We start from the raw sequence: 20,696 nt of genomic DNA, 5'->3' as shown, positions 1-20,696 counted from the left end.
ATAATGGCAAGAGAATATGATTTAGTCATCGTTGGCGGCGGTACTGGTGGATATGTTGCTGCTATTCGAGCATCACAACTAGGTTTAAAAACTGCACTTGTTGAAAAAGAAAATCTTGGTGGTACTTGTTTGCACAAAGGATGTATTCCTAGTAAAGCTCTTTTACGTAGTGCGGAAGTATACGCAACTGCTAAAAAAAGCGAAGAGTTCGGAGTTATTGCAAGTAATGTAGAACTAAACTTTGCGAAAGTGCAAGAGCGCAAAGAGAAGATTGTAACGCAACTTCATAAAGGTGTTCAACACTTAATGAAACAAGGTAAAATTGATGTGTTTGAAGGTATCGGCCGTATTCTTGGCCCATCTATTTTCTCTCCAATGCCAGGGACAATTTCAGTTGAACTTGCAAGTGGAGAAGAGAATGAAATGTTAATTCCAAAAAATGTACTTGTTGCAACAGGTTCTCGTCCGAATTCATTACCAGGTTTAGAATTAGACGGAGAGTATGTAATGTCTTCTGATCATGCTCTAAAAATGGAAACGCTTCCTAGCTCAATTATTATCGTTGGTGGCGGTGTAATCGGTATTGAGTGGGCATCTATGCTTGCTGACTTCGGTGTAGAAGTTACAGTATTAGAGTATGCGAAAACGATATTACCACTAGAAGATCAGGACGTTTCAAAAGAAATGCAACGTCTATTCAAGAAAAAAGGTATTAAAGTGGTAACTGGTGCAAAAGTATTACCAGAAACATTGGTAAAAGATAACGGAGTAACAATTCAAGCTGAACATAACGGTGAGAATAAAGAATTTAAAGCAGAAAAAATGCTTGTATCTGTAGGAAGACAAGCCAATACGCAAAATATTGGTTTAGAGAATACGGATATCGTTGTGGAAAAAGGATACATTCAAACAAATGAGTTTTATCAAACGAAAGAATCTCATATTTACGCAATCGGAGATGTAATCGGCGGCTTACAACTTGCTCACGTTGCTTCTCATGAAGGAATTGTTGCAGTAGAACATATTGCTGGTAAAGAAGTTACACCAATTGATTACTCTATGGTATCAAAATGCGTATATAGCAGTCCAGAAGTTGCTTCTGTCGGTTTAACAGAACAAGAAGCGAAAGAAAAAGGCTATAAGTTAAAAGTAGGTAAGTTCTCATTCCGTGCAATCGGAAAAGCACTTGTATACGGCGAATCAGATGGTTTCGTAAAACTTGTAGTTGATGAAGAAACAAATGACATTCTTGGTGTTCATATGATTGGACCACATGTAACAGATATGATTTCTGAAGCTGGTCTTGCAAGAGTACTTGATGCAACACCGTGGGAAGTAGCACATACAATTCATCCGCATCCATCATTATCTGAGGCGATTGGTGAAGCAGCATTAGCTGTAGATGGAAAAGCGTTACACGCATAAAAATGTGGATTTAGGAGGTTATGAAAAATGGCAGAAGTAAAAGAAAAGCGCCATGAAGAGCTTGGCTTAAGTGATGAGCAAGTATTAGAAATGTTCCGTACGATGTTACTTGCACGTAAAATCGACGAACGTATGTGGTTATTAAACCGTGCGGGTAAAATTCCATTCGTAATTTCTTGTCAAGGACAAGAGGCTGCACAAGTCGGAGCAGCATTCGCTCTTGATAGAGAGAAAGATTATGCATTACCATACTACCGTGATATGGGTGTTGTACTAGCGTTCGGTATGACAGCTAAAGAGCTTATGTTGTCTGCTTTCGCGAAAGCTGGAGATCCAAACTCTGGTGGTCGTCAAATGCCTGGTCACTTCGGTCAAAAGAAAAATCGTATTGTGACAGGATCATCTCCAGTAACAACGCAAGTACCACATGCAGTTGGTATTGCATTAGCTGGAAAAATGGAAAAGAAAGATTTAGTAACGTTTGTTACATTTGGAGAAGGTTCTTCAAACCAAGGTGACTTCCATGAAGGGGCAAACTTTGCTGGTGTACACAAACTACCTGTTATTTTCATGTGTGAAAATAATAAATACGCAATCTCTATTCCAGTTGAAAAACAATTAGCATGTAAAAACGTATCAGACCGTGCAATTGGTTACGGTATGCCTGGATATACAATAGACGGAAACGATCCGCTTGCAGTATATAAAGCTGTAAAAGAGGCAGCAGACCGCGGTCGTCGTGGTGAAGGCCCAACTTTAATTGAAACAGTATCATATCGTTTAACAGCACATTCTAGTGACGACGATGATCGTGTTTATCGTGATAAAGAAGAAGTAGAAGAAGCAAAGAAAAAAGATTCAATTATAACATTTGCAGCTTATTTGAAAGAAGCTGGCGTGTTAACTGAGGAATTTGAAAAACAAATGTTAGACGAAATTATGCATATCGTAAATGAAGCAACAGAATATGCAGAAAATGCTCCGTATGCAGCACCTGAAGATGCATTGAAGCACGTATACGCAGAATAGGGGGGAACGTTTCATGGCTGTAATGTCTTATATTGATGCTATTACATTAGCAATGCGCGAAGAAATGGAACGCGATGAGAAAGTATTTGTTTTAGGTGAAGATGTTGGTAAAAAAGGTGGCGTATTTAAAGCGACACACGGATTATATGATCAATTTGGTGAAGATCGTGCGCTTGATGCACCGCTTGCAGAATCTGCAATTGCTGGGGTAGCAATTGGTGCGGCAATGTATGGTATGCGTCCAATCGCTGAAATGCAGTTTGCCGATTTCATCATGCCAGCAGTAAACCAAATTGTTTCTGAGGCAGCAAAAATTCGTTATCGTTCTAATAACGATTGGACTTGTCCAGTTACAATTCGTGCGCCATTTGGCGGCGGTGTTCACGGTGCATTGTATCATTCGCAATCTGTGGAAGCGATGTTTGCGAACCAACCAGGTTTGAAAATTGTTATTCCTTCTACACCATATGATGCAAAAGGTTTATTAAAAGCAGCAATTCGTGATGAAGATCCAGTATTATTCTTTGAGCATAAGCGTGCATATCGCTTAATTAAAGGTGAAGTGCCAGAGGATGATTACGTATTACCAATTGGAAAAGCAGATGTAAAACGCGAAGGTGACGATATTACTGTTATCACGTACGGATTATGTGTTCACTTTGCTCTTCAAGCAGCTGAGAAGTTAGCGCAAGATGGCATCTCTGCACATGTCCTTGATTTACGTACTGTATATCCATTAGATAAAGAAGCAATCATTGAAGCAGCTTCTAAAACAGGTAAAGTTCTTCTTGTAACAGAAGACAATAAAGAAGGAAGTATTATAAGTGAAGTGGCAGCAATTATTGCTGAAAACTGTCTGTTTGATTTAGATGCGCCAATCGCACGTCTTGCAGGTCCAGACGTTCCAGCAATGCCATATGCACCAACAATGGAAAAATTCTTTATGGTAAATCCAGATAAAGTTGAAAAAGCAATGCGTGAACTTGCGGAATTTTAATCGGGGGGACTATACATGGCTGTAGAAAACATCACAATGCCTCAGCTCGGAGAGAGCGTTACAGAGGGTACAATTAGTAAATGGCTCGTTAATGTTGGCGATCACGTAAATAAGTATGATCCGCTTGCAGAAGTAATGACTGATAAAGTAAATGCTGAAGTACCATCTTCTTTCACTGGTATTGTGAAAGAATTAATCGCTGGTGAAGGTGAGACGTTAGCTGTAGGTGAAGTAGTTTGTGTTATTCAAGTAGAAGGCGCAGATGAAGTAGCAGCGACAGCTGTTGAGGAAAAAACAAAAGAAGAACCAAAGGCAGAAGTAGCTACGCCTGAAAAAGCACCGAAAGCAAAACAACCAACTGATGGAAAACCACGTTTTTCACCAGCTGTTTTAAAACTTGCAGGTGAGCATAATGTTGATTTAGATTTAGTAGAAGGTACGGGAGCAAATGGCCGTATCACTCGTAAAGATATTTTAAATCTAGTGGAATCTGGAAATATTCCGCAAGCAGGTGCGAAGAAAGAGGAAGCGGTAGCAGCAGTAGTAGAAGTGCGTCCAGAAGCACCAAAAGCAGCGCCAGTAGCACAAAAAGTAGAAGCTGCAAAACCAGTTTCTGTACCAACAATGCCTGGCGATATCGAAATTCCAGTAACAGGTGTGCGTAAAGCAATTGCAGCGAACATGTTACGTAGTAAACACGAAGCGCCACATGCTTGGATGATGATTGAAGTAGATGTGACAAACCTTGTGTCATACCGTAATTCAATTAAAGGTGATTTCAAAAAGCGCGAAGGCTTTAATTTAACGTTCTTTGCTTTCTTCGTAAAAGCAGTAGCGCAGGCGTTAAAAGAGTATCCTCAAATCAATTCAATGTGGGCTGGCGATAAGATCGTTCAGAAGAAAGATATTAACCTTTCTATCGCTGTTGCAACAGAGGACGAACTATTTGTACCAGTAATTAAACACGCGGATGAGAAGACGATTAAAGGTATCGCTCGTGAAATTACAGAGCTTGCAGGAAAAGTACGTACGAAATCGTTAAAAGCGGACGAAATGCAAGGTGGAACATTTACAATTAATAACACAGGATCATTTGGTTCTGTTCAATCTATGGGTATTATTAATTATCCACAAGCGGCTATTTTGCAAGTTGAATCAATTGTAAAACGCCCAGTAATTATGGATAATGGTATGTTCGGTGCTCGCGACATGGTTAACTTATGTTTATCACTTGATCACCGTGTACTAGATGGCTTAATTTGTGGTAAGTTCTTAGGACGTGTAAAAGAAATTTTAGAAAATACGTCAGAAAATAATACATCTGTATATTAATAAAAAGCTCGCTTATGCGAGCTTTTTATCATCTTATTTCTTCATTTACATTCTACTATATGTATAATATCTTCCCCAGTAATCTTACAATGAACGATTATGTATTAGGAATTTATGAAAATACATTGCTGATATATGGTATATGGATATAAAATAAGAAAAGAATAATTTTTTTGGCAAATCTTACTGACGAAACTGTAGTATAATATATTGTATTGTATGAAAAAGAGAGTTATTCTATATAAGTGTTTTATAGATAATGTGTAATCAGTCGTCAAAACATGAAGAATGTTGACTCCTGGTTTTTTATTTTGCTGTAACAATGTTTCAGGAGGATGTCATGAAAAGAAGTACCGAGTTTCTAAAAAGTTTAGATGTAAAATTAATATTAATTTTGTTAGCATTATGTGTTACGAGTATAGCTGCTATATATAGCAGTCAGCAAACTGGCCAATATGGAGAGGCAAACTTTGCGATGAAACAGGGTTTGAACTACATAATTGGAGTTGTATTGTTATTGCTTGTTGCAAGCATCGACTTAGATCAATTACAAAAATTGTCTTGGCCACTTTATATCGTCGGATTTGGTTCACTTATTCTTTTGAAAATACTACCGGTTTCCACTTTCACACCTGAAAAATTAGGTGCAAAAAGATGGTTTGTATTTCCGTTAGTTGGACAAATTCAACCATCTGAGTTTTTCAAAATTTCATTGCTTCTCGTAGTAGCAAGTATAGCAGTGAAACATAATGCACAGTATATGGCAAGGACATTCCAAACGGATTTACAATTAGTAGGTAAAATTGTGCTTGTATCCCTTCCGCCTATGGCTGTTGTATATAGCCAACCAGATACAGGGATGGTGTTCTTATATGCTGCTGCAATTGCATGTATTTTATTTATGTCAGGTATTCAGAAGAAATTGATAGCGTTATGTACAGTTATTCCAGTCACCATACTATCGGCGTTAATATTTATTTACGTAAGGTATGAGGATTTCTTCTTTAATAAGTTAGTTACGTTACTAAAACCTCACCAACAATCACGTATTTTAGGTTGGTTAGATCCATTTGAACATACAGATCAAGGTTATCAAACACAGCAATCGATCTTAGCTGTAGGTAGTGGCGGTATGGAAGGGAAAGGATTTGGCGAAGGGAACGTCTATATCCCTGAGAAGCATACTGACTTTATTTTTGCTACAATTGCCGAAGAAGGTGGATTTATCGTAGCAGCGTTAGTTGTATTCTTGTTCCTATTACTACTATATCGAACAATTATTATCGGTTATTCTGCTGATAATTTATTCGGTACATTATTATGTGCTGGATCAATCGGAATATTAACGGTTCAAATATTCCAAAATATCGGTATGATCGTTGGATTAATGCCTGTAAAAGGGATTGCATTACCGTTCTTATCATATGGGGGGAGTTCCTTGTTCTCTAATATGATTATGATGGGTCTCATATTATCCGTACGAAAAACGTATAAAAAGTATATGTTTTCCGTCAAGTAAGAAAAGCTGATTCGTTTAAAAACGAATCAGCTTTTTTACATATATGCTCTTAAACGTTGCAAACTAAAACAAAGTAGCAGTTTGAGACGGGTAAGGAGTGCAAAGTGATGCATATGCATATTTTTGAAGGGGCACGGCATCTTTCCAATAGTGAATGGGTTATTCGGGCTATTATAGCATACATATTTTTAATATTAGTTGCGAAAGCGATGGGGCAAAGATCCATCGCGCAACTTCGTTTTTTAGATGTCGTATTAGTATTATTGCTTGGTGGAAATATTTCTAACGCATTATCTGATGAAAAAGTAGGATTACTCGGATCAATGATTACAACGTTCATACTCGTTGTACTTCACATTATAAGCTCAGTCTTAATGTTGAAATGGGATAGATGGAGACGCTTTTTAGAGCCAGCACCTATTATTCTTATACACAATGGTTCCATTGATTTTAGCAATTTGAAAAAAGCGAGAATTACGGTGGAATATTTATTTTCGGAACTTCGTATGCGAAATGTGAGTGATATTCAAAAGATTAAATTAGCATTATGGGAAGCGAACGGTGTCGTTTCTATATTTCAGTATCCAGAATATGAAGCGGTTTCGCGGCTTGATCTGAAAGTGGCGGGAAAAAAATCTCCAGTTTCATTTGTATTAGTAAAGGATGGGAGCATTCAGAAAGATGTTCTTGCTTTATTAGGGAAAACAGAAGAATGGGCGAGAGAATTTCTAGAGAAAAACGCAGAAGTTGAATCCATTATGTTAGCTACAGTAGATGAAGCACATAAAATAAATATTTTGTTAAAAAAATGAAAAATATACGCATTTTGTCGTTTCATACATATGATACAATAGTGTGGACAACGAAAAAGGAGGCGATACGATGGGATATGTAGAAGAATTACGAAAAATAGTTGGTCATCGCCCTTTAATTTTAGTTGGTGCTGTTGTACTCGTTATAAATGAAAATGGGGATGTTTTATTACAGCAAAGAACAGAGCCTTACGGAAAATGGGGATTGCCTGGCGGATTAATGGAGCTTGGCGAATCACCAGAAGAAACAGCTTGCCGTGAAGTATATGAAGAGACAGGAATAGAAGTGAAGAACTTGCGATTAATTAATGTATTTTCGGGAGCGAATTATTTTACAAAACTAGCAAATGGTGATGAATTTCAATCCGTAACGACAGCCTATTATACGGATGAATATGAAGGGGAGTTTGTTATGAATAAAGAAGAAGCGGTTCAGCTTACATTCTTCCCACTAACAGAACTACCTGATTATATTGTAGGATCGCATAAAAAAATGATTGGTGAATATATGAAGATTATGGAAAAAAAGATATAATAATAGTGAAAGAAATACAAAAACACAGTTCTGGTTGGTAGTCCAGACGCATGATTTCATGTCAGTAACCTTCCCCTCCGGGATGTCCCGTATTTCTAATTTTTTTAAGGAGGGGCTGTCAGTGGATTTGACAGTATATCACGATGGTCAATTTTTTGTTGGAATCATTACATGTAAAGAAAAAGGGAAGTTGTATGGAGCGAGGTATATCTTTGGAACGGAACCTTCAGACGAAGAAGTGCTTATATTTGTGAACGGTTCAATGTTAGCGTATTTTCAGCACTTTGCAAAATGTGGCGTGGAAGTGAAAGAAAAACAGCGTCCCAAAAATATAAAGCGGATCATACGACAAGCAGTAAAAGAAGTAAATGTAAACCGCTTTACTAAGGCGCAAGAGGCAATTAGCTTATCTTATGAACTGCATAAACAAGAAAAGAAAGTGCAATCTAAGGAGAAGCGAGAGGCTGAAAAACAAAGAAGACGTTTAATTAAAGTACAAAAAGCAAAGCAAAAACATCGTGGTCATTAAGAAAAGGTGTTAGAGCAGGGCTCTAACACCTTTTCTATACCCAAATACAAGTAAACTTACTTGTATTTCATAAACATTAACTGGTAAGATACAAATAGGTAGTTTTAGAGGAGGGAAAAGATTGATTAATTTTAACTTTTTTATGAATGATGTTGTCCGCCAAGCACGTGAAGAGATTGTTTCTGCTGGATATACAGAATTGACGACGCCAGAAGCAGTAGATGAAGCGTTTAAAAGAAATGGAACAACACTTGTAATGGTAAACTCTGTATGTGGTTGTGCAGGTGGCATTGCTCGTCCTGCTGCTGCGCATTCTGTACATTATGATAAACGTCCTAACCACCTTGTAACGGTGTTTGCAGGGCAAGATAAAGAAGCAACAGCAAGAGCTCGTGAATATTTCGAAGGGTATCCACCTTCTTCTCCATCATTTGCTTTATTAAAAGATGGAAAAATTGTAACGATGGTAGAACGTCATGAAATTGAAGGTCATGAACCAATGCAAGTTATTGCAAAACTACAATCTTATTTCGAAGAGAATTGTGAAGAACTATAAATATAAGCGAAAAGGCGGTACGTCCACAATGAAGTGGATGTACCGCCTTTTTTTATTTAGTATTAAAATTTATGGGATATGCATAGTTATGTTGTTTTATGCAATATTTTATACATAACAAACGTTGTTTGTATTGAAATTTTATTTATTTTTATTTTATATATTGCATAAAAATTAAAGTGCTGATACAATACAAACATCGAATAAATATTCTATTAAACTTTTAAATATACATTATTAGGGGGAAGAAAGATGAAGAAGTTATTATCAATATCGTTTGCACTTATTTTAATTGTAAGTATGTTCAGTGCTTGTAGTAATGGGGAAGAAAAGGCTACTGGAAAAAATAAGAAAGTACTGGTTATGGGGACTTCAGCAGATTATAAACCATATGAATACGTAGAAGCTTCAAAAAGTGATGAAATTATCGGCTTTGATGTTGATGTTGCTAAATATATCGGAAAAGAACTTGGTTATGAAGTGAAAGTGAAAGATATGGATTTTGGTGGTTTATTAGCATCCCTTAGCTCAGGAAAAGTTGATTTCGTAATGGCAGGTATGACGCCAACGGCAGAGCGTAAAAATAATGTTGATTTCACAGATATATATTTTGTTGCGAAAAACATGGTCGTTTCTAAAAAGGATTCTAATATTCAATCTGTAGAGGATTTAAAAGGGAAAAAAGTAGGGGTACAAACAGGATCTATCCAAGAAGAGAAAGCAGCAGAATTTAAAAAACAAGTAGATTTCAAAGTTGAGGGACGTGACCGTATACCAGAAATCGTACAAGAAATTAAAGCTGGTCGTTTTGACGCTGCAATTATAGAAGACACAGTTGCTAAAAATTATTTAGAAAAAATGAAAGAATTACAAGGAATTGAAATTAAAGAAGCACCAGAAGAAGTAGGAGCAGCAATTGCCCTTCCGAAAAATAGTGATAAAACAGCAGAATTTAATAAAGTAATTAAAAAAATGCAAGAAAATGGAGAAATGGATAAATTAGTGAAGAAATGGTTTGGCAGCGAAAAATAAGCTGCCTTTCACTTTTCTGTGAGGGGAATGAAAAGAATGAACTTAGATTTTTCGGCGATTACGCCTTCGATACCATATATACTAAAAGGGCTAGAAGTTACTTTAAAAATTGTAGCAGTATCAGCGTTAGTTGGGTTTATTTTAGGAACGTTATTAGCGCTTTGCAAAATTGCTAGAATACGAGCATTAAATATAGCGGCAGATTTTTATACATCAATTTTCCGTGGTACACCACTTGTATTGCAATTAATGATTATTTATTTCGGTGTCCCGCAAATAATTGGTTATGAAATACCAGCATTCTTGGCGGCTGTACTAGCATTTAGTTTGAATTCAGGTGCATACATGTCAGAAGTAATCCGTGCCGGCATTCAAGCGGTTGATAAAGGACAAACAGAAGCGGCGATGGCATTAGGAATTCCATACGGAAAAATGATGCGAAATATCATTTTTCCTCAAGCTTTAAAAAATATATTACCGGCACTTGTAAACGAGTTTGCGACACTTACGAAAGAATCGGCTGTAGTAACAGTAATAGGAGCGACCGATTTAATGCGCCGTGCTTACATTGTAGGCGGTGAGACGTTTAAATATCTTGAACCATTACTTTTTGTTGGACTCATTTATTATATGCTAGTCATTATTCTTACATTAGTCGGGAAGGCAATTGAAGGGAGAATGAAGAAAAGTGATTAAAATTGAAAACCTTCATAAATCATTTGGAAAAAATGAAGTATTAAAAGGGATTACAACAACGATTGAAAAAGGGGAAGTAGTAGCAATTATTGGACCGTCTGGATCAGGGAAATCAACATTTTTACGTTGTATGAATGTGCTAGAAGCACCTACAAATGGTCACATTTGGATTGGAACGGAAGAAGTAACGAATCCGAAAACGAATATTATGCACGTTCGTGAAAATGTTGGAATGGTATTTCAGCATTTTCACCTATTTCCTCATATGACTGTATTAGAAAATATTACGTATGCTCCTATCAATGTAAAAGGAGCAACGAAACAAGAAGCTGACAAGAAAGCCGAGAAACTTTTAGAAAAGGTCGGTTTATTAGATAAAAAAGATACGTATCCGAATCGTCTTTCGGGAGGACAAAAGCAACGTGTAGCAATTGCGAGAGCGTTAGCGATGGAACCAGAAGTTATGTTATTTGATGAACCAACATCAGCACTAGATCCAGAGATGGTAAAAGAAGTGTTAGAAGTTATGAAATCATTAGTTACGACAGGAATGACAATGGCGATTGTTACACATGAAATGGGATTTGCAAAAGAAGTAGCAGATCGTGTTCTCTTTTTAGATGGTGGAAAGCTTGTAGAAGATAGTGTGCCAGCAGAATTTTTTGCAGCACCGAAAAGTGAACGTGCGCAACAATTTTTACAAAAAATATTGTAATCTGTAAAAGTTACGTGAATAATAAGTAGAAAAGGATGACATTGTGTCATCCTTTTTTTATACTAGCTGTAAATACGTTTATACATATAGGAGCAATGATATGTTCAAAATTGGATACCGTACAGTAAAAACAGCAATAGGGACAGGCGCAGCCGTTTTTATTGCGCAGTTATTAGGATTAGAATTTTATAGTTCAGCGGGCATTTTAGTTATATTATGTGTACAAAATACGAAACGTAAATCACTTCAAGTATCGCTACATCGTTTTTTAGCTTGTGTATTATCAATGGTATTCGCGTTTTGTATTTTTGAAACAATTGGATATACACCACTTGCAATTAGTATATTATTACTTACATTTATTCCGACTGCAGTTATGCTCAAAATTCAAGAAGGTATTGTCACGAGTTCAGTTATTGTGATGCATCTATATTCATTGAAACAAATTACATGGCTTGTTGTTGGGAATGAAATTGCGATATTAACGATAGGAATTAGCGTGGCTTTATTAGTGAATATGTATATGCCAAGTAGTGAAAATAAGCTAAAAGAGTATCAGGATACAATAGAAAGTAACTTTAAAACAATTTTGTTTGAAATGGTCGTGTATTTACGAAACAGAGAAAGTAGCTGGAGCGGGGCAGAACTTATTGAAACTGAAAATATGCTAAATGAAGCTAGAGATTTATCGTTTAAGAAACTTGAGAATGCATTTATGCGAGAAGATGACTATTACTATCGTTATTTTAATATGCGTATGCAACAATTCGAAATTTTAGAGCGAATGATTCCGTTAGCAGCTTCTTTATCGTGGACATATGAACAAGCTGACATGATTGCGGATGTGGTTGAAAACATTAGTAATGCTATTAGCCCTCAGAGTACCGGGGTTATTTCTTTAAGACAGCTTCAAGAAATGAGAGAATTATTTAGAGATATGCCATTGCCCGTTACACGTGAAGAATTTGAGATACGTGCGAAACTTGTTCAACTTGTATACGAAATGGAACAATATTTACTCATTAAAAGTCGCTTTAAGGGAAAGGATAATATAAAAGAACTTATATAGAAGGTAGGAATTATCTATGCCGTATCTTCTCTCTTTCATATTATGTCTTTCTTTATCGCCTATTTGGCCTCTTGGTGATAATCCACGTGCCGGAGATCCTTTCATTATTGTAAATAAAGCGACGAATAAACTAGCTTATATTGACGATGGGAAGATTCAAAAGGTTTTTCCAGTCGCGACAGGGAAAACAAATGAATTAACTCCAGAGGGAACTTTTGATGTTGTAATGAAAGCGAAGGATCCGTATTATATTGCGAAGGATATTCCAGGTGGGTCACCGAAAAATCCACTTGGGTCAAGGTGGATTGGATTTAATGCAAGAGGAACTGATGGAAGTAAATATGGAATACATGGAACAAACCAACCTAGTTCAATTGGAAAGTATATTTCACAAGGATGTATACGAATGAAGAAAAACGATGTGGAGTATTTATTTGATCGCATTCCAATTGGAACGAAAGTATGGATTGTGAAGTCGAAAAAATCATTTCAGCAATTGGCAAAAGAAAAAGGAGCCATTGCATATGAAAAAGCCAACAAAGGTTGGCTTTTTCTATTGTAATAAGTTGTCTTGACATGTGTACATAACCATGAGTTAATGAGAGTATAGAAAGATAAAGTGAAACTTTAATCAGTGGGATGTTTTTTACCTGCGGATTATCAGCCCTCACCGATCAGGATAAAAATTAGATAAAGGGGTTGCTCATATGTACTTGAATCCAAAAATTTCGTATATGCAATTTTTTATGGGATTTCTATTTGTTATTACATTCATATTGGCAACTTTTAATATATGTTCTTATCTTGTAGCAATTGTATGTATGGCATTACTCAATCTTACTTTTGTTATTGGAGCATTTCAGCAGAAACAATATACAAGTTTTATAACAGCACTTGTAATGTCATTCTCCTTTAGTATTGTAGCGATTGTGCTTTATATAAAATAAACCATCTCGATATCGAGATGGTTTATTTTATTGTGTTATGTGTAAAAAGTAAAAAAAGGACGAACACATCGTCCTTTTTACCAAAACATACTTGCGCCAGCAAGTAATGTTGTTACAAGCATAGAAATTAGCATTACATAAATCATAACTTTTTGAGCTTTTTTATGCATCGTTAAACCTCCTTGCAAATCAGTACAATATCATTGTAACGAGAAATGATATTGTGGACAAGGGGAGAGAAGTGACAAAATTCGAGAAGTGCGTGTAAAGTATAACAGGAAATTTGTATGTATGTAGAGAATATATAATTAATGATAGAGTATAAGTTTTTTGTTATGCAAGCTGAAGAATGGAGATACGATGATGAAAATATATGAAACAAATCGTTTACATTTAAGGGAAATTGATGAGTCGTATGCTGAAAAAGTTCTTCAATATTACGACAGAAATCGTGAATTTTTAAAAGCTTGGGAAGAGTATAGACCGGATGATTTTTTTACGTTAGATTATCAGAAGAAAAAGTTACAAAAGGATAGAAAAGAGTTTGCAGAAGGTAAAATCATCAGGCTTTGGATTTTTAAAAAGGGTGATGATACGAAAATAATTGGATGTATTTCATTTAATTTAATTGTTCGCGGAATTTATCAATCTTGTGTACTCGGCTATAAATTAGATAAGGCAGAGTTAAACAAAGGTTATACGACAGAAGCGCTTAGAAAAGCGATTCAAGTTGCTTTTGAAGAATTTCAGTTACATCGTATAGAAGCACCGATTATGCCACGAAATTTAGCATCTATACAAGTAGTGACGAAGATAGGCTTTCAATATGAGGGCGTGTCTAGGAAAATGTTAATGGTTAATGGAGTATGGGAAGATCATATGCGCTGGGTATTGTTAAATGAGTAATAGAAAGCAGATGGTTATCTAGACATATAAACCGTCTGTTTTTTGTCTTGTATTTCGAAACTTTTGCGAAATTCTGTTATAATTAATAGTGTTACATACATAATGGTAGTGCAGGAGGCGCAGTCTTATGATTAATCAAGAACGTTTAGTAAATGAATTTATGGAATTAGTACAAGTAGATTCTGAAACGAAATTTGAAGCAGAAATTTGTAAAGTATTAACAAAGAAGTTTACAGATTTAGGTGTAGAAGTATTTGAAGATGACACAATGGCTGTTACTGGGCATGGTGCAGGTAATTTAATTTGTACTTTACCAGCAACAAAAGATGGTGTTGATACAATTTACTTTACTTCTCATATGGATACAGTAGTTCCTGGTAATGGAATTAAGCCTTCTATTAAAGATGGATATATCGTATCAGATGGTACTACGATTTTAGGTGCGGATGATAAAGCTGGATTAGCATCAATGTTCGAAGCAATTCGTGTTTTAAAAGAGAAAAACATCCCTCATGGTAAAATTGAATTTATTATTACAGTTGGAGAAGAATCTGGTCTTGTTGGTGCAAAAGCATTAGATCGTGAGCGCATTACAGCGAAATACGGTTACGCATTAGATAGCGATGGAAAAGTTGGTGAAATCGTTGTTGCAGCTCCAACACAAGCGAAAGTGAATGCAATTATTCGTGGGAAAACAGCTCATGCTGGTGTAGCACCAGAAAAAGGTGTATCTGCAATTACTATCGCAGCGAAAGCAATTGCGAAGATGCCACTTGGTCGTATTGATTCTGAAACAACTGCAAATATTGGACGTTTTGAAGGTGGTACACAAACAAATATCGTTTGCGATCATGTACAAATCTTTGCAGAAGCGCGTTCTTTAATCAATGAAAAAATGGAAGCACAAGTTGCAAAAATGAAAGAAGCATTTGAAACAACTGCAAAAGAAATGGGTGGTCATGCAGACGTTGAAGTAAACGTTATGTACCCAGGATTTAAATTTGCTGAGGGCGATCACGTTGTAGAAGTTGCAAAACGTGCAGCTGAAAACATTGGTCGTACACCTTCTCTTCACCAAAGTGGTGGCGGAAGTGATGCAAACGTAATTGCAGGACACGGTATTCCAACAGTTAACTTAGCGGTTGGTTATGAAGAAATTCATACAACAAACGAAAAGATTCCTGTTGAAGAATTAGCGAAAACAGCAGAATTAGTTATAGCAATTATTGAAGAAGTAGCGAAGTAATGGAATAGAAAAAGCGTGTAAATCACAATTGATTTACACGCTTTTTATTTGGATTCGATTGCTTTTACAAGGCGGATCAGCCAATATAAGAAAATCCATGGCAATATATAAGTTGTTGCTATATGTACTAGGCGAGGGAAGAACCCAAACGTATTAATATTAAAAATAGGAAGCAGTAAATAATTAATGGCTATGATTAATATAATCACAAGGAACGTATAGTTGAGTTTATTAGTTGATTTCATCATAATCACCCCTTTTTGTGATTTTATACATTTTATGTAAATTATATCAAATGTATGAAAGGAAAAGAACAAGCAATTATTATAACTATTATGCAAAATTTGATATAATGAAAGAACGAACGTTCTGATTAGGGAGTGAGTACTGTGCGAGAAATGTATCCGAAAAATGGTCGTGTTATTTTGCATGTAGATATGAATTGTTTTTTCGCATCTGTTGAAATTGCTCATGACCCATCATTACAAGGGAAGCCGTTAGCAGTTGCTGGAAATGAAAAAGAAAGAAAAGGAATTATTATAACATGTAGTTATGAGGCAAGAGACTATGGAATACGTACAACGATGCCTCTTTGGGAAGCAAAAAGGTTATGCCCGCAATTAGTTGTAATGCGTCCTAATTTTACATTATATCGTGAAGCTTCATTTCAAATGTTTCAAATTCTTTCCCGTTTTACGGAAAAAATACAACCAGTCTCTATAGATGAGGGGTATTTAGATATTACAGATTGCTACGCACTCGGTTCACCTCTTGAAATAGCAAAGATGATTCAGCAGGCGTTATTAACAGAGTTACAGCTTCCGTGTAGCATCGGAATTGCTCCTAACCTTTTCCTAGCAAAAACAGCTTCTGATATGAAAAAGCCTCTCGGTATTACGGTGCTTCGAAAACGAGATATTCCAGAAATGATTTGGCCACTTCCAGTTGAAGCAATGCATGGAATTGGAGAAAAAACAGCTGAAAAATTAAATGATATTCATATACAAACAATTGAGCAGTTAGCAAAAGGAAACGAACATATCATTCGCGCTAAAATTGGAAAGCATGGCGTTGATTTACAACAGCGGGCAAAAGGTATGGATGATAGGGAAGTTGATCCGAGTCAAATGGGACAACATAAAAGTGTCGGTAATTCGATGACTTTTTCAAAGGATATGGATGAAGAGAAAGAATTACTTGATATGTTAGAACGGCTATCAAAATCAGTGAGTAAAAGATTACAAAAGCGAACGCTTGTCAGCTATAATATTCAAATTATGATTAAATATCATGATAGGCGGACAGTAACGCGGAGTAAGCAATTGAAAAATGCGATTTGGGAAGAACGAGATATTTTTCAGGCAGCATCTCGTTTATGGAAGCAACATTGGGACGGTGATTCCGTTCGTTTACTAGGTGTTACAGCTACTGAAATAGAGTGGAAGACAGAATCGGTGAAACAATTAGATTTGTTTTCATTTGAAGAAGATGCGAAAGAAGAGCCGCTACTTGCTGTCATCGATCAAATTAATGATAAGTATGGAATGCCGATTTTACAACGAGGTAGTCAATTATTACGTAAGCAAGAAAAGTCTTTTCAGCAAAAGTTAGAAAATAAGTTTATGTAGAAGGTTTCATGAAGCTGTAAATATCATGACACCTTTCATTTTTAACTTACCTCTAAATCTAATGAAGTTTTCCAACCAGCTGCAGTAACTTCAGATTCTAATAGCATTCTACCTACTACTTTTTCAATTAGGACTGCTGCATTTGTACTGCAATGTAATGTAGCTTGTATACACACTTTTTGATTAGAATCTACGTCTTCGCTATACAATTCTTTTAAACCGATGCCTTCAGAACTTACCATGTGCATAAGTAAAAAACGAATATGGGATTCATGTTCCTCTGAACAAGTAAGAGAAAGTAAGTAATTCGTTTGTTCAGGTGATTCTTCTTTTGATTTCTGATTCATAAAGAGAGCGATTGGGCGAAGTAGTATATTTGCTAGTAAAACGCCGGCTGCACCTAATATAGCTGCAACGAGGAAACCAGCACCTGTAAGAGTACCAACAGCAGCTGCGCACCATAGAGTAGCTGCTGTATTAAGCCCTCTAATACTAAAACCATCGCGGATTATAACGCCGCCTCCTAAAAAACCAATCCCGCTAACGACTTGAGCAGCAATACGTGAGGGGCTAGCATCGTGATCAAGCATGACGGATAATAAAACAAATATACAGGCACCAAGTGATACGAGAGCATTTGTCCGTAATCCAGCCATCCTGTGTCTCCATTGCCGTTCCATTCCGATGCAAGCACCTACAATAATTGCGATAAATAATCTTAATACAATGTCATACCATACCATCATGGTCACCTCCATACATATAAGTCCATGTTATATTTTTGAGAATGAGTGGGGAGTACCTGCTCATTCTCATTTTTATCCCGCTATTTGCGGGCTGATGAAAGCTTCACTTTATAACCAGCTATGAAACTTTTTAATATAAACTTTTTTTAGGAACTGTGTTAAGAGAGCATAGCCTAATAGTATTCCTATTAACCAAGGGAAGTAGCTAAGTGGTAATGCTTGTAATCCAACGGCTGCTCCAAGTGGCGAGAATGGAATATAAATTCCGATTGCCATAATACAAGCGGTTAATAAAAGAACCGGTATTGATGCAGCACTTTGAATAAACGGAATCTTCTGTGTTCTTATCATGTGAACAATTAAAGTTTGTGTTAGCAATCCAACGACAAACCAACCAGATTGGAATAATGATTGTTCGCTAGCTGTATTTGCACCGAAGACGTTCCACATGACTACGTATGTGATAATATCAAATATGGAACTAATTGGACCGATGCAAATAATGAAGTTTCGTAAGTTGGCAGTATCCCATTTTCTTGGTTTGTCTAAAAACTCTTTATCCATTTTGTCCCATGGGATAGACAGTTGTGAAATATCATAAAGTAAGTTTTGAATTAAAAGGTGAATGGCAAGCATCGGCAAGAAGGGGATGAAAGCACTTGCTACTAATACACTAAATACATTTCCGAAGTTAGAGCTAGCTGTCATTTTAATATATTTTAAAATATTTCCGAATGTAGTACGTCCTTCTAAAATACCTGCTTCTAATATTGTTAAACTTTTTTCGAGTAAAATAATGTCGGAAGATTCTTTTGCAATATCAGTAGCAGTATCAACACATATGCCAACATCAGCTTCACGTAACGCTACGGCATCGTTAATGCCATCTCCCATATAACCTACAGTGTGTCCGTTTCCTTGTAATACTCGTATAATGCGAGATTTTTGCATTGGATTTAGTTTAGCAAATACAGTTGTTTCTTCGGCTAATTTTGCTAATGCTTTATCAGGTAAAGAATCGATTTCGTAACCAAGGACAGGCTCACCGATATTTAATCCAACTTCTTTGCAAACTTTTCTTGTCACGATTTCGTTATCGCCAGTTAAAATTTTTACTTGTACACCATGTTTCTGCAATGCTTGAATGGCAGTAGCTGCAGATGGTTTCGGTGGATCTAAAAAGCCAATATATCCAGCGAGAATCATATCATTTTCATTTTGTACCGCGTACTCTGTATCATTTATTGGTCTATCTTTTTTATAAGCTACAGCAATAACACGCATACCTTCACTATTTAATGTCTCACTTAGTTGTTTTACATTTGAACGCATGTCATCGGTAAGAGAAACAACTTTTCCATCTACTTCAGTGTAGTTACAAATAGATAAAATTTCTTCTACTGCTCCTTTACAAACCATTGTATGTTCACCTGAAATATCTTTCACGATGACAGACATACGCCGGCGAGCAAAATCAAATGGAATTTCATCTAGTTTTTGAAAAATGGATGGATTAAACTTCTGGTTTTCTTCTGTATGCTTCATAACGGCTTTATCTATTAAATTTTTCAATCCTGTTTGATAGAAGCTATTTAAATAGGCGAAGTGTAATACACGATTACATGTATTACCGTTAGGATCTAAATGGCGGACAAGTACAACTTTATCTTCTGTTAAAGTTCCTGTTTTATCGGTACAAAGAATGTTCATAGCACCTAAGTTTTGAATAGAATTCAGTTGTTTTACAATTACTTTTTGTTTAGACATGTTAACGGCACCTTTTGCTAAATTAGCAGTTACAATCATTGGTAACATTTCAGGTGTGAGACCAACAGCAATTGCGATAGCGAAGAAGAAAGCCTCTTGCCAATCCCCTTTTGTGAATCCATTAATGAGAAGAACGATAGGCGCCATAATAAGCATGAATGTAATTAAGAGCCAGCTTACTTTGTTTACACCTTTATCAAAGCTTGTTTCTACTCGTTTGCCGATAACCCTTTTTGCTAAAGATCCGAAATACGTATCGGTACTTGTGGAGATGACAACAGCTTTTGCACTACCACTTACAATATTTGTACCCATAAAACAAAGGTTTTCCATATCGAGTGGATTGTAATTTTTTTTCATGTTTTTCGGTAAGATATGTTTATTCTCTGTATGATAGCAGTTTTCGTACTTTTCCACAGGCAGTGCTTCCCCAGTTAAAGAAGACTGATTCACAAATAAATCTTTAGCTGATAGAATACGCACATCAGCCGGAACGATATCACCGGCTGAAAGTGAAATAATATCGCCAGGTACAAGTTCTTCAATTGGAATTTCCATTGTATAATTTTGCTTTAAATTTGTTACTTTTTTTGTTTCGTGTACAAATCCATCTATTCTAAAGACGCTCGCCGTTGTTCGAACCATAGCTTTTAACTGATCCGCAGCTTTTTGAGAACGAAATTCTTGTAAAAAACGAATCGTTGCACTTAGCATTACCATTACAGATACGACAAGGGTTCCTTGTATGTCATCTGTGAAAAAAGAGAGTGCGCCGAGAGCTAATAAAACAAAAATAAACGGATTTTTAAATGCCAGTAGAAATTGAATGTACCACGGTGATGTTTTATTATGAGCTATTTCATTCGGGCCATATAAAGTAAGTCTAAGAGCCGCTTCTTGTTTAGAGAGTCCATCTTTTGTTGTTTCTAAAAGTTGTAACGCCTTGTTTGCATCTTGTGTTGCGACTTCCACCAATAATTCATTATTTGTTTTCATACGATCTTGATCGTATGAATGTTTTGTTTCTTGTCTTTGTAAATTTAACATCGGTAGTTCCTCCTTTTTCATGAAGGAGGAAACAATCTGTTACTCGACTATTTAAAATTAGGAGGAACAGCTTCTTTCCTACCTACATGATGAAATATTAACGTAAAACATATGGGTATCTGGGCCGAATCATCAATTGCCAACTGTTCCTCACCTCCGTACA

The 20,696-nt window shown here is 36.2% G+C and carries 22 protein-coding genes; 18 read left to right on the top strand and 4 right to left on the bottom strand.

Translation table 11 applies throughout. The features are described from left to right. Positions 1 to 3 precede the first annotated feature (3 nt). From lpdA to ACLBWW_RS02345, 15 genes are all read left to right on the top strand, one after another. Entirely contained in the window at positions 4 to 1,425 is a 1,422-nt protein-coding gene (lpdA, locus tag ACLBWW_RS02415) for a dihydrolipoyl dehydrogenase (RefSeq protein WP_000090438.1), read from the top strand. A gap of 27 nt (positions 1,426 to 1,452) precedes the next feature. Continuing rightward, positions 1,453 to 2,454 (top strand): 3-methyl-2-oxobutanoate dehydrogenase subunit alpha, encoded by a 1,002-nt coding sequence (gene bfmBAA, locus ACLBWW_RS02410; RefSeq protein ID WP_000852549.1) that lies wholly within the window; start codon positions 1,453 to 1,455, stop codon positions 2,452 to 2,454. A gap of 13 nt (positions 2,455 to 2,467) precedes the next feature. Continuing rightward, a complete protein-coding gene (gene bfmBAB, locus ACLBWW_RS02405; RefSeq protein WP_000290073.1) occupies positions 2,468 to 3,451 on the top strand; it encodes a 3-methyl-2-oxobutanoate dehydrogenase subunit beta in 984 nt (327 codons plus the stop codon). A gap of 15 nt (positions 3,452 to 3,466) precedes the next feature. After that, positions 3,467 to 4,783: a dihydrolipoamide acetyltransferase family protein gene (locus ACLBWW_RS02400; protein ID WP_048546373.1), complete on the top strand. Its 1,317-nt coding sequence runs from the start codon at positions 3,467 to 3,469 to the stop codon at positions 4,781 to 4,783. A gap of 340 nt (positions 4,784 to 5,123) precedes the next feature. After that, complete coding sequence (locus ACLBWW_RS02395; RefSeq protein WP_000831201.1) at positions 5,124 to 6,302, top strand: FtsW/RodA/SpoVE family cell cycle protein; 1,179 nt, start codon at positions 5,124 to 5,126, stop codon at positions 6,300 to 6,302. A gap of 107 nt (positions 6,303 to 6,409) precedes the next feature. Continuing rightward, the gene (locus tag ACLBWW_RS02390) at positions 6,410 to 7,114 is read left to right on the top strand and encodes a DUF421 domain-containing protein (RefSeq protein WP_048546371.1); all 705 of its coding nucleotides are present in this window, start codon (positions 6,410 to 6,412) and stop codon (positions 7,112 to 7,114) included. Positions 7,115 to 7,184: 70 nt separating this feature from the next. Further along, positions 7,185 to 7,649, top strand: coding sequence for an NUDIX hydrolase (locus ACLBWW_RS02385; protein ID WP_048546369.1), 465 nt, complete (start codon positions 7,185 to 7,187; stop codon positions 7,647 to 7,649). Between the two features lie 121 nt (positions 7,650 to 7,770). Next, entirely contained in the window at positions 7,771 to 8,178 is a 408-nt protein-coding gene (locus ACLBWW_RS02380) for a YjdF family protein (RefSeq protein ID WP_048546368.1), read from the top strand. Between the two features lie 142 nt (positions 8,179 to 8,320). Next, positions 8,321 to 8,734: a BrxA/BrxB family bacilliredoxin gene (locus tag ACLBWW_RS02375; RefSeq protein WP_001998211.1), complete on the top strand. Its 414-nt coding sequence runs from the start codon at positions 8,321 to 8,323 to the stop codon at positions 8,732 to 8,734. Between the two features lie 252 nt (positions 8,735 to 8,986). After that, positions 8,987 to 9,766 carry a transporter substrate-binding domain-containing protein gene (locus ACLBWW_RS02370; protein WP_000735475.1) on the top strand — a complete coding sequence of 260 codons (780 nt, stop codon included), beginning with the start codon at positions 8,987 to 8,989 and terminating at the stop codon, positions 9,764 to 9,766. A gap of 36 nt (positions 9,767 to 9,802) precedes the next feature. Next, complete coding sequence (locus ACLBWW_RS02365) at positions 9,803 to 10,462, top strand: amino acid ABC transporter permease (RefSeq protein ID WP_048546366.1); 660 nt, start codon at positions 9,803 to 9,805, stop codon at positions 10,460 to 10,462. Beyond that, positions 10,455 to 11,177 (top strand): amino acid ABC transporter ATP-binding protein, encoded by a 723-nt coding sequence (locus tag ACLBWW_RS02360; RefSeq protein WP_048546362.1) that lies wholly within the window; start codon positions 10,455 to 10,457, stop codon positions 11,175 to 11,177. The genes ACLBWW_RS02365 and ACLBWW_RS02360 overlap by 8 nt, the downstream gene beginning before the upstream one ends. A gap of 100 nt (positions 11,178 to 11,277) precedes the next feature. Then, positions 11,278 to 12,246, top strand: a complete 969-nt coding sequence (locus tag ACLBWW_RS02355) for an aromatic acid exporter family protein (protein ID WP_048546360.1) — start codon at positions 11,278 to 11,280, stop codon at positions 12,244 to 12,246. 16 nt (positions 12,247 to 12,262) lie between these two features. Further along, the gene (locus ACLBWW_RS02350; RefSeq protein WP_107134759.1) at positions 12,263 to 12,808 is read left to right on the top strand and encodes a L,D-transpeptidase; all 546 of its coding nucleotides are present in this window, start codon (positions 12,263 to 12,265) and stop codon (positions 12,806 to 12,808) included. 145 nt (positions 12,809 to 12,953) lie between these two features. Next, positions 12,954 to 13,193 (top strand): DUF3894 domain-containing protein, encoded by a 240-nt coding sequence (locus ACLBWW_RS02345; protein ID WP_000281162.1) that lies wholly within the window; start codon positions 12,954 to 12,956, stop codon positions 13,191 to 13,193. Positions 13,194 to 13,270: 77 nt separating this feature from the next. Here ACLBWW_RS02345 and prli42 read toward each other — a convergent pair whose 3' ends face one another. After that, the gene (prli42, locus tag ACLBWW_RS02340) at positions 13,271 to 13,363 is read right to left on the bottom strand and encodes a stressosome-associated protein Prli42 (protein WP_000549038.1); all 93 of its coding nucleotides are present in this window, start codon (positions 13,361 to 13,363) and stop codon (positions 13,271 to 13,273) included. Between the two features lie 190 nt (positions 13,364 to 13,553). Here prli42 and ACLBWW_RS02335 point away from each other — a divergent pair, with 190 nt between their 5' ends. After that, positions 13,554 to 14,099 carry a GNAT family N-acetyltransferase gene (locus ACLBWW_RS02335; protein ID WP_002008488.1) on the top strand — a complete coding sequence of 182 codons (546 nt, stop codon included), beginning with the start codon at positions 13,554 to 13,556 and terminating at the stop codon, positions 14,097 to 14,099. 127 nt (positions 14,100 to 14,226) lie between these two features. After that, the gene (locus ACLBWW_RS02330) at positions 14,227 to 15,345 is read left to right on the top strand and encodes a tripeptidase T (protein WP_048546358.1); all 1,119 of its coding nucleotides are present in this window, start codon (positions 14,227 to 14,229) and stop codon (positions 15,343 to 15,345) included. A gap of 44 nt (positions 15,346 to 15,389) precedes the next feature. Here the strand turns inward: ACLBWW_RS02330 and ACLBWW_RS02325 are convergent, their stop codons facing one another. Next, positions 15,390 to 15,590, bottom strand: a complete 201-nt coding sequence (locus ACLBWW_RS02325; RefSeq protein WP_046957503.1) for a hypothetical protein — start codon at positions 15,588 to 15,590, stop codon at positions 15,390 to 15,392. Positions 15,591 to 15,734: 144 nt separating this feature from the next. Between ACLBWW_RS02325 and ACLBWW_RS02320 the strand changes: the two genes are divergently transcribed. Further along, a complete protein-coding gene (locus tag ACLBWW_RS02320; protein WP_048546356.1) occupies positions 15,735 to 16,973 on the top strand; it encodes a DNA polymerase IV in 1,239 nt (412 codons plus the stop codon). A 41-nt stretch (positions 16,974 to 17,014) separates the two neighbouring features. On the opposite strand, the gene ACLBWW_RS02315 is transcribed toward ACLBWW_RS02320, so the two are convergent. Further along, positions 17,015 to 17,716 carry an MgtC/SapB family protein gene (locus ACLBWW_RS02315; RefSeq protein ID WP_048546354.1) on the bottom strand — a complete coding sequence of 234 codons (702 nt, stop codon included), beginning with the start codon at positions 17,714 to 17,716 and terminating at the stop codon, positions 17,015 to 17,017. 111 nt (positions 17,717 to 17,827) lie between these two features. Next, entirely contained in the window at positions 17,828 to 20,533 is a 2,706-nt protein-coding gene (gene mgtA, locus ACLBWW_RS02310; RefSeq protein ID WP_447613898.1) for a magnesium-translocating P-type ATPase, read from the bottom strand. Positions 20,534 to 20,696: the final 163 nt, after the last annotated feature.

The organism is Bacillus sp. M5A3_1b, assembly GCF_053345335.1.
The sequence above is the reverse complement of the archived record's forward strand: the minus strand, read 5'-3'. Positions and strand labels throughout refer to the sequence as shown.